This is a genomic window from Acinetobacter sp. UBA801 (assembly GCA_002296655.1).
In the GTDB taxonomy this organism is placed as follows: domain Bacteria; phylum Pseudomonadota; class Gammaproteobacteria; order Pseudomonadales; family Moraxellaceae; genus Acinetobacter.
This window is the reverse complement of the sequence record DBIN01000016.1, coordinates 1-16,227: the sequence shown is the minus strand read 5'-3', so window position 1 is coordinate 16,227 and position 16,227 is coordinate 1. Positions and strand designations below refer to the sequence as shown.

Annotated in this window: 15 protein-coding genes and 1 pseudogene; 9 read left to right on the top strand and 7 right to left on the bottom strand. The window is 39.2% G+C overall.

Annotated elements, in window-relative coordinates:
* From frr to rimO, 3 genes are all read right to left on the bottom strand, one after another.
* Nucleotides 1-555: a ribosome recycling factor gene (frr, locus tag B2W49_RS02090; protein ID WP_004976711.1), complete on the bottom strand. Its 555-nt coding sequence runs from the start codon at nucleotides 553-555 to the stop codon at nucleotides 1-3.
* An 88-nt stretch (nucleotides 556-643) separates the two neighbouring features.
* On the bottom strand, nucleotides 644-1,372 hold the full coding sequence (gene pyrH / locus B2W49_RS02085) for a UMP kinase (RefSeq protein ID WP_019836498.1): 729 nt from the start codon (nucleotides 1,370-1,372) through the stop codon (nucleotides 644-646).
* 84 nt (nucleotides 1,373-1,456) lie between these two features.
* Nucleotides 1,457-2,800, bottom strand: a complete 1,344-nt coding sequence (gene rimO / locus B2W49_RS02080; RefSeq protein WP_291334122.1) for a 30S ribosomal protein S12 methylthiotransferase RimO — start codon at nucleotides 2,798-2,800, stop codon at nucleotides 1,457-1,459.
* A 351-nt stretch (nucleotides 2,801-3,151) separates the two neighbouring features.
* Here rimO and glnL point away from each other — a divergent pair, with 351 nt between their 5' ends.
* Both glnL and glnG read left to right on the top strand, forming a co-directional pair.
* Nucleotides 3,152-4,261, top strand: a complete 1,110-nt coding sequence (glnL, locus tag B2W49_RS02075; protein ID WP_291334120.1) for a nitrogen regulation protein NR(II) — start codon at nucleotides 3,152-3,154, stop codon at nucleotides 4,259-4,261.
* Complete coding sequence (gene glnG / locus B2W49_RS02070; RefSeq protein ID WP_291334118.1) at nucleotides 4,248-5,726, top strand: nitrogen regulation protein NR(I); 1,479 nt, start codon at nucleotides 4,248-4,250, stop codon at nucleotides 5,724-5,726. Before glnL ends, glnG begins: the two co-directional genes overlap by 14 nt.
* Before the next feature lie 110 nt (nucleotides 5,727-5,836).
* Here glnG and B2W49_RS02065 read toward each other — a convergent pair whose 3' ends face one another.
* Complete coding sequence (locus B2W49_RS02065; protein WP_291334116.1) at nucleotides 5,837-6,166, bottom strand: hypothetical protein; 330 nt, start codon at nucleotides 6,164-6,166, stop codon at nucleotides 5,837-5,839.
* Between the two features lie 120 nt (nucleotides 6,167-6,286).
* On the opposite strand from B2W49_RS02065, the gene B2W49_RS02060 reads away from it, so the two are divergent.
* Together B2W49_RS02060 and B2W49_RS02055 are read left to right on the top strand one after the other, a co-directional pair.
* Nucleotides 6,287-6,733, top strand: coding sequence for an HD domain-containing protein (locus B2W49_RS02060; protein WP_291334114.1), 447 nt, complete (start codon nucleotides 6,287-6,289; stop codon nucleotides 6,731-6,733).
* Nucleotides 6,734-6,789: 56 nt separating this feature from the next.
* Entirely contained in the window at nucleotides 6,790-7,689 is a 900-nt protein-coding gene (locus B2W49_RS02055; RefSeq protein WP_291334112.1) for a LysR substrate-binding domain-containing protein, read from the top strand.
* A 226-nt stretch (nucleotides 7,690-7,915) separates the two neighbouring features.
* Here the strand turns inward: B2W49_RS02055 and map are convergent, their stop codons facing one another.
* Complete coding sequence (gene map, locus B2W49_RS02050) at nucleotides 7,916-8,710, bottom strand: type I methionyl aminopeptidase (protein WP_291334110.1); 795 nt, start codon at nucleotides 8,708-8,710, stop codon at nucleotides 7,916-7,918.
* A 353-nt stretch (nucleotides 8,711-9,063) separates the two neighbouring features.
* Here map and brnQ point away from each other — a divergent pair.
* Nucleotides 9,064-10,357: pseudogene (gene brnQ, locus B2W49_RS02045) on the top strand (branched-chain amino acid transport system II carrier protein).
* 572 nt (nucleotides 10,358-10,929) lie between these two features.
* Nucleotides 10,930-11,166: a hypothetical protein gene (locus B2W49_RS02040; RefSeq protein WP_291334108.1), complete on the top strand. Its 237-nt coding sequence runs from the start codon at nucleotides 10,930-10,932 to the stop codon at nucleotides 11,164-11,166.
* Nucleotides 11,167-11,339: 173 nt separating this feature from the next.
* On the opposite strand, the gene B2W49_RS02035 is transcribed toward B2W49_RS02040, so the two are convergent.
* Nucleotides 11,340-11,792, bottom strand: coding sequence for a hypothetical protein (locus tag B2W49_RS02035; protein ID WP_291334107.1), 453 nt, complete (start codon nucleotides 11,790-11,792; stop codon nucleotides 11,340-11,342).
* 141 nt (nucleotides 11,793-11,933) lie between these two features.
* Between B2W49_RS02035 and B2W49_RS02030 the strand changes: the two genes are divergently transcribed.
* The gene (locus tag B2W49_RS02030) at nucleotides 11,934-12,794 is read left to right on the top strand and encodes an alpha/beta fold hydrolase (RefSeq protein WP_291334105.1); all 861 of its coding nucleotides are present in this window, start codon (nucleotides 11,934-11,936) and stop codon (nucleotides 12,792-12,794) included.
* Nucleotides 12,795-13,070: 276 nt separating this feature from the next.
* Here the strand turns inward: B2W49_RS02030 and B2W49_RS02025 are convergent, their stop codons facing one another.
* The gene (locus B2W49_RS02025; RefSeq protein ID WP_291334103.1) at nucleotides 13,071-14,594 is read right to left on the bottom strand and encodes a TerC family protein; all 1,524 of its coding nucleotides are present in this window, start codon (nucleotides 14,592-14,594) and stop codon (nucleotides 13,071-13,073) included.
* Between the two features lie 779 nt (nucleotides 14,595-15,373).
* On the opposite strand from B2W49_RS02025, the gene B2W49_RS02020 reads away from it, so the two are divergent.
* Nucleotides 15,374-15,838 carry a MarR family winged helix-turn-helix transcriptional regulator gene (locus B2W49_RS02020; RefSeq protein ID WP_291334101.1) on the top strand — a complete coding sequence of 155 codons (465 nt, stop codon included), beginning with the start codon at nucleotides 15,374-15,376 and terminating at the stop codon, nucleotides 15,836-15,838.
* Between the two features lie 219 nt (nucleotides 15,839-16,057).
* A partial coding sequence (locus tag B2W49_RS02015) for a transposase (protein ID WP_291334198.1) occupies nucleotides 16,058-16,227 on the top strand: 170 nt, incomplete at its 3' end.

Here is a 16,227-nt window from a genome sequence, read left to right as displayed (position 1 = left end):
TTAGACCTTCATCAACTCAGCTTCTTTTGCAGCAAGACGCTTATCTACTTCTGCAACGTATTTATCTGTGATTTTTTGGATGTCATCTGCTGCGCGACGTTCATCATCTTCAGAAATTTCTTTTTCTTTCAATAATGCTTTAATGTCGCCCAATACATCACGACGAATGTTACGAATCGCGACTTTGGCATTTTCAGCCTCAGAACGCGCCACTTTTTGCATGTCACGACGAGTTTCTTCCGTCAATGCAGCAAGCGGTACACGAATTGCATCTGCTGTAATTGGGTTTAAACCCAAATCTGACTCACGAATGGCTTTATCAATTGCAGACACCATTGAACGCTCAAATGGCTGAACCAATAAGGTACGTGAATCTTCTACACCAATGTTAGCAACTTGGTTTAATGGCACATCGGAACCGTAGTAAGAAACCATCACACCATTTAAAATAGATGGATGTGCACGACCTGTACGCACTTTGGCAAAACCATGTTCTAAAGACTCTAAAGTCTTGCTCATACGTTCTTCGCTGTCTTTTTTAAGATCGTTAATCATAAGATCTTCCTTACTGTATTCTAAAATTTGAGTCAAAATATAGGGTTAAATTAGTCTGTAGTATAAAGAGCTTTCAGGCTCACGTACATTAGTTCGTAACGTGAGTCCCTTCTTTTTCACCCATAACCACAGAAAGCAACGCACCTGCTTTATTCATATCAAATACTTGTAGCGGCACATTGTGGTCGCGGCATAAGCAGATTGCAGTTAAATCCATCACACCTAATTTCTCATCTAAAACTTGGTCAAATGTAAGCGTGTCATATTTCACCGCATCTTCGTATTTACTTGGATCTTTATTATATACGCCATCTACCTTAGTTGCTTTTAAGATTAAGTTGGCTTCAATTTCGATACCACGTAAACATGCTGCGGTATCTGTAGTAAAGAATGGATTACCCGTGCCTGCAACAAATACGCATACTTCACCTTGAGTCAGATGACGAATTGCATCTCGGCTTGAGTAAGACTCAACCACTGTACCAATCGGTAATGCAGACATTAAACGGGTTTTGATGTTACGGCGCACCAAAGCATCACGCATGGCCAAACCATTCATCACGGTTGCCAACATACCCATTTGGTCACCAGTTACACGACCAACTAAGCCATCTTTTTGTAATTGGCTGCCACGGTACAAGTTACCACCGCCCACAACAATACCAACTTCCACACCTAGACCAACCAAGTGTGCAATAGCCAAAGACATTTGATCGAGCACTTGCGCATCAATCCCCATGTCTTTATTGCCTGCAAGCGCTTCACCCGATAGTTTCAACAAGATACGTGCATAACGTGGCTTTTTTGAATCTAACATTGTCATTACTCCAATTCTAAATTCTAAACTTTAATTTTTTACAATTTGTATGGCTTACAGCTTGCAAACCAAATCTGCAAAGCATTATGCAGATTTGACCTGAATCAGCTTGGCAAATAAGTCGTATTCATCGGCATCGGTGATTTCAACCTCAAGTAAATCACCTGCTTTAATCACGCTCTTGTCAATATCTTCTACAAAGACGTTGCCATCAATTTCTGGCGCGTCTGCATAAGAGCGTGCCACTGCGACTGGAAATTCGTCTTCCAAATCATCCACCAACACGGTCATAGTTTGACCAATACGTTTTTGCAGTTTGGCTGCCGATATTTCTTGTTGAACCTGCATAAAACGCTCATAGCGTTCTTGCTTAATTTCTTCTGGCACATGATCAGGCAAGTCGTTTGCTGCCGCACCTTCAACAGGTGAATAAGTAAAGCAACCCACGCGGTCTAATTGCGCTTCTTTTAGCCAATCAAGCAAAATTTGGAAATCTTCTTCTGTTTCGCCAGGGAAGCCCACCACAAAGGTTGAACGAATCACCAACTCAGGGCATTTTTCACGCCAGAGTTTTAAACGCTCTAAGGTGTTTTCGCTGTGCGCAGGTCGCTTCATCAACTTTAATACTTTCGGGCTAGCGTGTTGGAATGGAATATCCAAATAAGGCAGAATTTTGCCTTGCGCCATTAAATCAATTACAGCATCCACATGTGGATATGGATAGACATAGTGCAAGCGCACCCAAATACCCAATTGACCTAAAGCTTCACACATATCGTAAAATTTGGTTTTAACAGGTTGACCGTTCCAAAAGTCCAATTTGTATTTGGTATCTACACCGTAAGCAGAAGTGTCTTGAGAAATTACCAGTACTTCTTTTACACCTGCACGTTTCAGTGCCGCTGCTTCTTCTAATACCGAACCCACGGGACGCGAAACCAAATCGCCACGCATACTTGGGATGATGCAGAAAGTACAGCGATGGTTACAGCCTTCTGAAATTTTAAGATAGGCATAATGTTTAGGCGTCAAACGAATACCTTGCTCAGGTACCAAATCAATAAATGGATTATGCTTTGGGGGCTCAGGAACATATTGATGCACTGCTTCCATCACGTCCTGATAAGCCGCTGCACCAGTAACTTTTAATACATTCGGATGCATTTGACGAATTTTATCTTCATCTTTACCCAAACAACCTGTCACAATGACTCGACCGTTGGCATTCATGGCTTCGCCAATTGCGTCTAAGGACTCTTGTACTGCAGATTCAATAAAACCACATGTATTGACAACAACTAAGTCTGCACCTTCATAATCAGACGCGACATCATAACCTTCAGTTTTTAACTGAGTTAAAATTCGTTCGGAATCTACCAATGCCTTAGGACAACCTAAAGAAACAAAACCGACTTTGGGGGATTTCATAGAATCTGCACTCCACTAGAATGCGCGTATTGTATGACTTTTCTTTGCATAAAAATAGAGAAATAGCCGACTCTTTGCATAATGCACCAAAATACAACCATTCAGGCTCAATGATTTAAATATTGCACTATTTTAATGCACTTTTTATTTACAGTGTTTCAATTATCCGTTATATCTTGAAAATTCAGTCCTGTTCCTGCGCATTTTGCCGATTCTTCGGTGATGAATGCACTAAAAACGAAAAGTTGGCGTGCATTTTGCTTAATTCGCCTCAATTCGATCCAAATTCGGAACATGGCTGAACACATGACAATGCCCTTGCACAATATTTCTTACAGGAAGCATTCAGGAATGGATCAGACCGAGCGCATTGACTACCGTCTTTTGGTAGATAACCTCAGCACTGCAATTTTACTGGTTGATCGTGACCTGAATATTTTTTATTTAAACTCATCTTGTGAAGCTTTATTTGATATCAGCTTAATTCGGGCTTCGGGGCAACCTGTTTTAAATTTGCTGCACACGCCTGATGATGAGTTCAATACTCAAGAGGCGTTTCTCAATACCATCAACACAGGTCAGCCTTATACCCGCCGTGAAGCAACCATTAATGTCAATTTTAAAGATATTCATGTCGATTACACTGCATCACAGTTAAACGCAGGCAAGCCTTATCATCCACTTTTGCTGATTGAATTAAATCCGATTGATCGGATGCTCAAAATTTCTAAAGAAGAAAACTTTATTCAACAGCATCAGGTTGCACGTCAGCTAGTTCGTGGTGTAGCACATGAAATTAAAAACCCGCTTGCAGGAATTCGTGGCGCGACACAACTGTTAGCGCGAAGTTTAAATGACCCAAAATATGATGAATTTACCGACATTATTATTAGCGAAGTAGATCGTCTAAGAAATTTGGCCGATACCATGCTCGGTTCACGCCAACTACCAAGCTATGAACTGGTCAATATTCACGAGCCTTTGGAACGGGTACGCAGCCTGATTGTCAATCAAACGAAAAGCAAAATAAATATTATCCGCGATTATGACCTTTCTTTACCCGAAGTTATGGCAGACCGCGATCAATTGATTCAAGTCATGCTGAATATTTGCGCCAATGCAGTACAAGCCATGACCGAACATCCCGATTTCTTTACCGAGCATCGACCTGAATTGATTTTAAGAACTCGTATTCAACGCTTGGTTACCATTAATGGTGTGCTGAATCGTTCTACCGTACGTGTTGATATTGAAGATAACGGCCCAGGCGTACCTGAAGACATTTTAGAGTCCGTGTTTTATCCATTGGTGACTGGACGCGCAAACGGTACAGGACTTGGTTTGAGCATCGCACAAAATATTATGCATCAACATAACGGAATGATTGAATGCCAATCCATTCCAGGAAAAACAATATTTAGCTTATATTTACCTTGGGAGGCGAGTCATGTCGCGAAATAAAATTTGGGTGATTGATGATGACCGTGCAATGCGCTGGGTACTGGAAAAAACTTTTAGAGAAGAAGGTTTTGAAGTCACCAGTTTTGAAGAAGCACAGTCTGCGCTAGATGAGTTAAACCAAGATGCACCTGATGTAATTTTGACCGACATTCGCATGCCTGGAATTGATGGTTTAACTTTTCTTGGCAAAGTCAAAACCAGTTATCCTGACTTACCTGTAATTATTATGACAGCACACTCCGATTTAGAATCGGCAGTATCTAGTTATCAAACAGGTGCATTTGAATACTTACCTAAGCCTTTTGATATTGATGAAGCACTCGCTTTAGTCAATCGTGCAATTTTGCATATCACCAAATTACAACAGCAAGAATCTGCAAAATCGACAGTACAGCACATTCAATCTACAGAAATTATTGGTGAATCACCTGCTATGCAGGAAGTGTTTCGTGCGATTGGTCGTTTATCTCAGTCACACATTACTGTGCTCATTAATGGCGAATCAGGGACTGGCAAAGAGTTGGTAGCGCATGCACTGCATCGCCACTCACCACGTAGCAGCAAACCCTTTATTGCACTAAATATGGCCGCCATTCCGAAAGATTTGATTGAAACCGAACTTTTTGGACATGAAAAAGGTGCATTTACAGGTGCCAATACACAACGTCAGGGGCGCTTTGAACAAGCCAACGGTGGCACCCTATTCTTAGATGAAATTGGCGATATGCCTTTTGAAACCCAAACCCGTTTATTGCGCGTATTGGCAGATGGTGAATTTTATCGGGTCGGTGGGCATATTCCTGTCAAAGTGGATGTACGAATTGTCGCAGCAACGCATCAGGATTTGGAAAAACTGGTTCAAGATGGGCGCTTTCGTGAAGACTTATATCATCGTCTAAACGTCATTCGGATTCATATCCCTAAACTGGCACATCGCAGTGAAGATATTCCAATGTTAGCACAACACTTTTTGGCACGTGCAGGCAAAGAGTTAGGTGTAAGTCCAAAAATATTACGTCCTGAAACAGTTGAATATATGCAGCAATTACCGTGGCAAGGTAACGTGCGCCAGCTGGAAAACACCTGTCGCTGGCTTACAGTGATGATTACAGGACGTGAAGTCTATCCTGAAGATTTACCAACAGAACTCAAGCAAATTCCAATTGAAAAGTTAGCTGAACATTCTGCGCTTCATGTGGCAGATCGGGTATCTATGCAGCATTGGGATGAATTACTTGGGCAATGGGCAGTACAAAAGCTGAAAAATGGCGAAATGAAACTTCTAGATATCGCCATTCCAATGTTTGAACGCACCTTGATTAATGCCGCACTACAACAAACCCGTGGACGTAAACGTCATGCCGCCGAGCTATTGGGTTGGGGACGTAATACTTTGACGCGAAAACTCAAAGAGTTAGGAATGGACAGTGCTGACGATGAAATAGAAGAAGATATTGAGAGCTAAGCGCGAATCAAATATCTAAAGTTTGTTAACAATTCATCATCACAATATAGGGAAATTCAACTGTGGAATTTCCCTATTCTTTATATCTTAAACTCTCAAATGAAGTTTAATTAGGCAACAGTAAATCCGACATAGCGTGATAAACCTTGCACACCTAAATCAGTTTTAAAAATCAAATATTGCGGATAGCGACTTGAAGTTAGTTCTTGCCACATATCTAATTGATCATCATGTGCATGAATTTCATCCACACTGCGTAGCATACTTTGCTCAAACACATCTGAGGCATATTCAAAACCCAAATCCATTGCCACAAACAAAGTATGCTCACAAGGCTGAATATATTGTTCTTCTGCCCAATCAATTACAGCATGTTGGCAATGCGGGCAAAGTAAATTTTCAGTCGCAGGCGTATTCAGTTCAATAAGTTGATATGGCATAGAGCAGCATCACCAATAGTAAATAGATAAACAAGAAATCTGTTTTGCATCATAACAAGCAATTTCTATATTTTGCGCTAAGCACGGCTTATAATCATAAAAATTTTTTTAATTATCCTTATGGCAACTCTAGAAAATGCAATTACACTTGCAGTACAGCAACATGCAGGACAAGTAGACAAAGGCGGTCAGCCTTATATTTTGCACCCCTTACGTGTAATGTTGCAATTACAACAGACCGATCAGCAAATTGTCGCCGTCCTGCACGACATTCTTGAAGATACCCACACCACAACACAAGACCTGCAAAACTTAGGGTTTCAAACACATATTATTCAAGCAATTCAGGCGCTCACCAAACTGCCACATGAAACTCGTGCCCAAGCGGCAATGCGTACTGCACAAAACCGGCTTGCCTGCGCCGTAAAAATTGCAGATGTGCAAGACAACATGAATTTAGCGCGGATTCCTAATCCTATAGCACGTGATTTAGCCCGTTTAGAAGAATACCGACAAGTTTTAGATATTCTGCAAAAAGCACAGCAAGAAAGGATGATTAAAGATTGACAACATGCAACGATAACACTTTAATTTAAGCATTGTTGCACAAATGGAATTTAGTCATGCTTACAGATTTGGATGATTTTTATTGTTTTGCCCAAGTGGTCGAACACGGTGGTTTTAGTGCAGCAGAACGTGCCACCGATATTCCAAAATCCAAACTTAGCCGACGCGTACACAACCTAGAAGAACGCTTAGGCGTACGCTTAATTCAACGCAGTTCACGTCATTTTGCAGTCACAGAAATTGGTATGAATGTGTATCGTCATGCGCAAGTGATGATGAATGCTGCCCAAGCCGCACACAATTTGGTCGACCACCTAAGCATTCAACCACGTGGTGTGATTAAAGTCAGCCTACCTGTTTCAATAGCGCAAAATGAAATTGCCAAAATTTTGCCTGAATTTTTGAAAGCCTACCCTGAAATTAAAGTACAGCTAATTGTCAGCAACCGTCGTGTCGACATCGTCAACGAAGGGATCGATATTGCCCTGCGTGTCCGCTCAAATTTAGATGACGATCCAAGTTTGGTAATTCGCAAATTCAGTAAAATCGAACAACATTTATTTGCCAGTCAGGCTTATTTAAACGAATTTGGCGATTTGAAAAAACCTGAAGATTTAAGTCAGCATAAAATTTTAAGCATGTCAGATGAGCATTTAGATCAATTCATGGTCGTACACAATCAACAACAGCAACCAAAAAAAATTAAGGTCAACCCTACCGTTATGGGTTCAGATTTAATGATGTTGGCACAATTGGCACGACAAAATTGTGGCATTGTGTTATTACCTGACACGATTGTTGAAGATTATGTTGCATCGGGTGAATTAGTTCGTGTTTTATCCGACTGGCATGCGCCACACGGCGTTTTCCACGTCGTCTATCCTTCACGCCGGGGTTTATTACCTGCTTTACGTGTATTTATCGACTATTTGGTCGAAAAACTGACCATTCGTTAGTACAAAGCATCTATTGGATTTCAGATACACAACAGCAAAAAAAAAAAGCTTATCTAAGACAGATAAGCTTTGAAAACTACAATCTAAAATAAGAAAGTTAAAACAAAGAAACTACAGCAAGTATCTTTGACTTCAATTATAGCAATTGTTTATTTTTTAACAAGGAGTTTAAAACTAAAGTCTAAGATGTCTTATCTATCACTCTTAACTTGAAAGCATTCGCGCATCAAATTTCAGGATAACTCCCCGTACCTTCTGGCCACGGTGATAACACTTCGAAACCTGTATCAGTCACGGCAACCATGTGTTCCCATTGTGCAGAAAGTGACTGATCAGTAGTTACCACCGTCCAGCCGTCTTTCAGTTCTTTCACTTGTGCTTTGCCCGCATTCACCATCGGCTCAATGGTAAATACCATACCTTTTTTAAGCACCAAACCTTGTCCAGGCTGACCATAATGCAGCACACTTGGTTGTTCGTGATAAATCCTTCCGATACCATGTCCGCAATATTCACGCACAATGCTATATCCTTCACGATGCGCCACACTTTGAATGGCATAGCCGATATCACCCAAAGTCGCACCTGGTTTAACCGCATGAATGCCTGCGCGCATCGCCTCATAAGTGGTATCCACCAGTTTTTTGGCTTCTGGTTTCACGTGACCAACAAAGTACATACGACTAGTATCGCCATAAAAACCATCTTTAATCACCGCCACATCAATATTAATGATGTCGCCATCTTTTAAGATAGTTTTGGATGATGGTATACCATGACAGACTACTTCATTCGGTGAAATACAGGTGGTTTTGGTATAACCGTGATAGCCTACATTGGCAGGAACTACTTTTAGAGTATTTACAATATAATCATGACACAAATCATCTAAATATTCTGTCGTAACACCAGGTTTGACATACTCGCCAATCATCTGTAACACCTGAGCCGCCAAACGCCCCGAAATGCGTAATTTCTCAATATCTTGCTCTGATTTAATGCTGACTCTGAGGGCGCGCATGATGAACTCCTAACCTGAAGTCTAGGATTATAGCCCTTTCAGCTTGTAAAATCAGCTCAAGCTGGCGAACAAGTATACATCGTCATGCAAACTTCAGTTTTGTTTAAGAACTAACCATTTAAAATACCAATTAAAAACTCACACGAGATCAGCGACCATATTATGTGCGATCAGCATTTTTTAAATATACATATGACAAACAGTAATTTATCTAATTTTTTATATTGAGGATTAAAACAGCATACAAACACATATCATAAAAAATATTAATACAACCCATAAAATAAATTAGAAAATTATAGCTCGATCTACTAAAATCGCTTTCTTTCGTTTACACCTTATTTTTTTCTCCCATGACGAATTTACGCACACGGGATATTATTGCCTTGGGTTTTATGACCTTCGCACTATTTATAGGTGCTGGTAATATTATCTTCCCGCCTATCGTGGCACAACAAGCGGGCGAACACGTCTGGCTTGCTGCGCTCGGTTTCCTCATTACCGCTGTTGGCTTACCCGTCATTACCATTATGGCTTTGTCACGTGTTGAAGGTTCTATACAAATTTTAAGTTCGCCTTTGGGCAAAATCGCGAGCTTAATTTTAACAGTCGTCTGTTATTTAGCAGTCGGCCCGCTTTTCGCCACGCCACGTACAGCAACAGTATCTTATGAAATTGGTTTTTCGGCCTATTTTGGCGATTCCGCGAGTACCTTATTCATTTATAGCGCCATCTATTTTACCTTGGTGATGTTGGTTTCACTGTATCCACACAAAATTTTAGACACAGTGGGCTATGTACTTTCCCCCGCTTAAAATTTTGTCATTACTAATTTTAGGGATCACTGCCTTTATTATTCCAACAGGTACAATTTCTCCCGCCATTCACAATTATGTAAACAGTCCTGTATCTGAAGGGTTTATTAATGGTTATCTCACCATGGATACTTTAGGTGCATTGGTATTTGGGATTGTTATCATTAATGCGATTCGTTCACGTGGGGTGACTGACAAAAAACTCATCACCCGCTATGCAGTATGGGCAAGTTTAATTTCAGGGATTGGTTTAACCTTAGTTTATCTGAGTCTGTTTAAACTGGGGATGGGCAGTCACGATGTTGCCGCCAATGCCAGTAATGGTGCGATAATTTTACACGCCTATGTACAACATGCCTTTGGCGGATTTGGCTCGGTATTTTTAGCTGCCATGATCTTTATTGCCTGCTTGGTTACTGCGATTGGACTAACATGCGCATGTGCAGGATATTTTGAACAAATAACTAAAATTCACTACCGCCGTTGGGTATTTATTTTAGTAGGCTTTGCATTTGGCATTTCAAATCTTGGACTTACCAAGCTGATTGCAGTCTCAGTGCCCATTTTAAGTGCGATTTATCCACCTGCAATTGTCGTCATTTTACTCAGCTTTTTCTGGGGATTGTTCCGTATTCCAACTCGTGTGATTGCACCTACTGCGGCAGTTGCATTGTTCTTTGGCATCATTGACGCAATGAAGGCTGCTGACTTAGCTAGATTCTTGCCGACCTCACTGACCAATTTACCTCTGAGCGAACAAAACCTCGCTTGGTTGATTCCTGCATTGCTGATTTTTGTATTCGCTGCAATACGTGATCGAATGAAAAAATAGCCAGTACGGACTTCGAGCTAGGCTATGGTTTCAAGTCACGCTCTATTTTCAAACTGCTTTGTATTAAAGTCGTGTTTTATCCAAATACGAGTTTAAGTTAGACAATAATTGTCAGGTTTTACCCAAACTCGAACTTATTGTTTCTTGTGCTAAAGCTACCTCTTTTTAAGGCAATTTTCCAGCCATGATGATAGCAACCCAAATATTTTTTTGGTATAAATAAACAAATGAAATTAAAATATTTTCAATAAAATACTAAAATAAAATAAACCATTCAACCATTTTAAACACATCTCAAATTAACGCTAAAGTCGTATAGTCGCCCTCAAAATTAGCTGGCATAAAATATGCAAGTACGATAGAAATCGTATTTAAATAACTAAAAAAACACGCTACTTTTTATTATTTTGTAAATAAATGATAAAAAATAGTGGTATTTCTTACAAAAATGATGTTTTTTATCAAAATATGACTATAAGGACTTGAAATAGTTTGAGAAACAAGGTAGAACATTAAAACTAATCTGAATAAAATGCTCAGATTTTAGTGATTTATAACAAGGAGGGATGGAGATGTTTACACATTTCAATACGCAAGTCTTCATTAACGCTCTGAAGGCTAACCAAAATCTAGTTACTTTTTTAAGCACCACTTTTGCACTGATGCTCACCCTATTGCTCCAAGGCTCAATTCAAGGCAACTTGAAACCAACCTATTTTTTATATGCCTTATTGGTATGTATAGCCTTTGCCATTTGGACATCGATTGACCAAAAGTTTCGTGGGCGTAAAAAGGTAGAAATTCATTAATTTTACCCTAATGCACACTCATTTTATTTTTTTCGCTTTCACTTTGCGGCAGATGGATCACTCCTCTGCCGCCAAACTCAGAAAACAGACTCTAATCATCACTCCTGATCTACAACAAACTTCTCAAAATCTTCTGCTGACTACCATGAAAAAATTAAACTAAGCAATTAGAATTACAACAACCCATAGATTGCACCGAGCAACAACACACTCGTCCCGCCCAATTCAGCCACAATCAATAACAGCATCGCCTGACTCATGCACCAACTTGGTAATGTCCTTGTTGCAATTTGATGCGGTTGTTTAAATTGATTGGTGGTGTCTTTAAGCAATCCATGCAAGATATAACTCAGAATAGAAAAGCTGAAAAATACTAAATTTAGAATCACACACATTAAAATTACAGTGGCATCCCAAATACAAAAATAAGCCAAGACCGCTAAAATTAAACTCGCAGGTGCATATAACAAGCTACTGCGATGTGCGATATCCACGTAATAGTGTGCACGCGCTTGGGCAGAAGCACGAATTTGCCAATATTTCCACACGCCTGTAAGCATCCCCACCCACAAAAATATTCCACTGAAGATAAGTGCAAGGCGCACTGCCAAAGATAAACTTTCCATGTTTAACACTCTTTTATTTTTCGTATGGCTATTTAACTATACTCGCAGACTACTCTGCTTGACTTTAGAGTCAGAATAAATACAAGTTTCTTTTTAGAACTCGTGTAAAGTAAATTTACTCTCTTCATTCTTAAAAACATTATGAGCACATTTGAAAGCTTAAATATTATTTGTGCAGATGGTTATGCTCTAGCTGCCCGTTATTATCCAAATCAATATACACAAGCACAACGTCTACCTGTCTTGATTTGTCCAGCGACAGGCATTACTAAAAGTTTTTATCACGCTTTTGCCACATGGCTAAATGAACAAGGCTATGCTGTTCTGTGTTTTGATTTTCGTGGTATTGGTGATTCATTGCATGAACCATTAAAACAATGTAATGCCAGTATTGTCGATTGGGGACAGTTAGATATTCCTGCAGCAGTAAATACTTTGCTGCAAAAAACACAAGCCGAACAGGTCGTTTTATTGGGACATAGTGCAGGCGGACAATTATTAGGGATTAATCCTGAATATCATAAAGTGGCAAAAGTCGTGGCTGTTTCTGGCTCTACAGGCCACACAAAAGGTTTAAAAGGTCGTACTCGCCTGCTTGCTCCAGTGATGTTTAATGTTATTTTTCCACTTGCCAGAATTACTCATGGATATGGTCCAACCAATGCAATTGGCATGGGTGAAAACTTACCTAAAAATGTGGCACAACAATGGGCACAGTTTTGTAGCAAACCTGGCTATGTGATCAATGCGGTTGGTAAAACAGTTACGCAGCATTATCACGATGATATTCGCTGCCCAATTACTGCAATTTGGAGTTCAGATGATGAAATTGCCACCGAAGCCAATGTACAAGATTTACTCCGTCTTTATCCTCAAGCCCCGACCATTATGATAGAACTCAAACCTGAGCATTATCAGCACAAAACCATTGGTCACATGGCAATGTTTAAAAAATCACATCAAAATTTATGGGATGTGATTGCAAATCAATTGGCAGTTTAATTTTCAGTGATGACATCACCTACAAATTAGACATTTTCTGGTTTTAGTTTCTCGCTTTTTCTTTTCACTGTTTAAGCAACCAAATTTGTAATCCTGTTTGGTTGCTTCTTTTTTCTATTCCATATTAACCGCTGCTCATGTTCAACATTTAAAACTCAGACTTTTTGTTAATACAAATTTTCATAATGGAATACCACAATCTTTTTATTGCATCATGAAAAAAGCTCCACCATTTCGGCAGAGCTTTTTTGAGTGAGTTAATTTAATGCTTGGCAATTAGCGTAAACGAATCATCACAGTTTTAATACGGTTGCCATCAAGTTCTATCACTTCAAAGTGCACACCTTGATAATCCAACTGCGTCCCCACCTGAACTTCGCCTTGGGTTTTATCTAAAATCAGACCCGCAACGCTAATGTAGCCTGCATCTTCTTCAATCAGATCCATCATGCCCAGTTCAAGTTCAAGCTGGTATAAATCTAGCATACCTGTTGCTTTCCATTCGTTTTCATTGATTTTAATCAAATCTAACTGTTCGTCAGCATCCGGGAATTCACCAGCAATCGCTTCAAACACATCAAGCGGTGAAATCAAACCTTGGACATTACCAAACTCATCACTAACCAACACCAAAGAACCTTTAGAAGTACGCAAGGTATTGATCGCATCAATCACTTTCATTTTTTCAAAAATGTAAATTGGGCGCTGACGTTTAATTAAAGCTTTAAGCTCTTCTTCTTCGTCCAATACATCCAATAACTCTTTGGCACGTACAATGCTAATGACTTTATCCAAACTACCACGACACACTGGGAATAAGCTGTGTGGTACAGATAAAATCTGTTCACGGATTTGTTCAGGTGAATCTTCAATATTGACCCATGAAATTTGGCTACGTGGTGTCATAATCGAAGCAACTGAACGCTCAGCCAATGTTAAGACACCACCAATCATGTAGCGCTCTTCATCTGCAAACGCTTCTTGCGCTTCATTGTGCAAATCAGGGCTACTGGTTTCAACTCGACCACCCATCAATTTTAAAATTGAATCTGCAGTACGATGACGTAACGGAATTTTTGCTTCATGTTTTGCAACATTGCGCTGACCAAATTGGTTAAATGCTTCAATAGCAATCGCAACACCAATACCTGAATAGATATAACCTTTAGGGATATGAAAGCCAAAACCTTCTGCAATTAAGCTGATACCAATTAAAAGTAAGAAGCTTAGACACAAAATCACCACTGTTGGATGACGGTTCACAAATGCAGTTAATGGCTTAGATGCAAGCAACATCACCAACATTGCAACCACCATTGCAATCATCATCACATAGATATTGTCGACCATACCAATTGCGGTAATGACTGAGTCTAAAGAGAAAACTGCATCTAGAACAACAATTTGTGCTACAACTGCGGCAAAACTTGCATAAACCACATTGGTCGTGACTTTGATTTCAGGTTTGCCTTCCATCTTCTCATGCAGTTCTCCTACCGCCTTGTAGACGAGGAATAAACCGCCGCCCAAGAGAATGAGGTCACGCCCTGAAAAGGTTTTTTCAAATAGGGTAATTAACGGTTCGGTTAAAGTAACCAACCAAGAGATTGCAAATAACAATCCTAAACGCATAAACAACGCTAAAGATAAGCCAATCACACGGGCTTTATCACGCTGTTCTGGAGGTAATTTTTCTGCAAGAATTGCAATAAAGACTAGGTTATCAATACCTAATACGATTTCTAGAATAATAAGTGTAATTAAACCAACCCATATTCCCGGATCTAATAAAAACTCCATTAGTTCATATCTCCGAGATAGTTAGCAGAAATCGAAATATAAAGTAGACCTGCGCACGGCGACGGATCCATAAAAGTAACCTTTTTAGCAATAGATTGCTTAATTATGCACAATCTTGAACATTTGTAATTAAATTTTTAATTTTTTTGAATAAAACTAAACAGTATGATCTATAAGATGGTTTTTACTTTATTTTCATATTCTTAATTTTTTTAAGATCGTCAACAACAGAACAAAAGCCGTGAGAATGGATTAAAATGTCAAATGAATTGTCATATATCTATCTTTAGACGCATTAGTCATAGATTAAAACTTCAAACCAATCCACACCTTAACACAATCTAACATATTGATAAACAATGATTATTCATCATAAATTAGACCAAGGTTTATAAGTTTTCCATACAATCCAGCCTAAAAGCCCGCACTTTCAGCTAAGAGCCAAGTGTACAAATATATTTTTTTAATTAAAATGCACCCTAAGTTGATGGTTAAATTGATAATTCAACTTATAAAACGAGATCACTCACTATTAATCCAAACTAAAACAATTCTAGAGGATTAATTAATATGACACATGAATTTGGATTGAACTGAAACAAATACCGACATGCTTGGAAAAATAGCAGTTGCAAAGTTAGCTTTTTAATCGAAATGGATAATATTGCGTTAAATTTCAATCAGATTTTAGCCACTGAAAGCATCTTGCTAAGCACATGAGTTTTCACATAAAATGTGAAATATGAAAAATACAATTAAAACAATGCAGGGAATATGCAATGTCTAAGAAATATTCAAAATTTCTACCATCCGCCGACCAATATGATATTGAACAGTTTCCATATTATTGGGTTACACAAGTACATGCACAATATGTACACAATGTCGATCAGGCACTTAAAAAGTATGGTTTAGATAATTCTCGTCGTCGTATTTTATTGGCATTAAGGTCAAAATCGCATGCGAGTGTATCCGATTTATCAGACATGGTAGTGTCAAAAATGTCAACCACAACTAAAATTGTATATCGTTTAAAAGATGAAGGTTTGGTTGAAACCTATTCTTGCGATGATGATGCGCGTATCACTCGCGTCGTGCTCACAGAAAAAGGCAATGAGATGACCAACAAAATTAATGATCTGACAAGCGTTGTTTTAGAGCAGTCATTTGATGGTCTGACTCCCCTACAAATTGAAAAAATGATGGAAAGTTTACGTCATATTTTTAATAATTTAGCACGCTAAATATCACGTTATTGTTCCACATCAGTTCTTATCCTAACTTTGAGTACAAAGTGCACTTAAAGATCGAAAAAGTTAAGCTGAGGGCTTACTTTTCGATCTTTGTTTTTTGAATATGCGAACACTCAAACTCATCGTAAGCATCCGGCTAACACAGCCTTACCAAGCGATCCTATAAGCCTTAATTTAGTTCCCACCTAAAAACAAGTGGGGACTTAATCCATGAACATGGATATATATTCAGCAACACCTCCTGTTGCTAAAAAACGCAGAACATACAGCAAAGAATTCAAACTCAGTATTGTCAATGCCTGTAAAAATCCTAATACCTCGATCGCTTCGGTCGCACTGCAACATAGTATTAATGCCAACCTTGTCAGTCCTTGGATCAG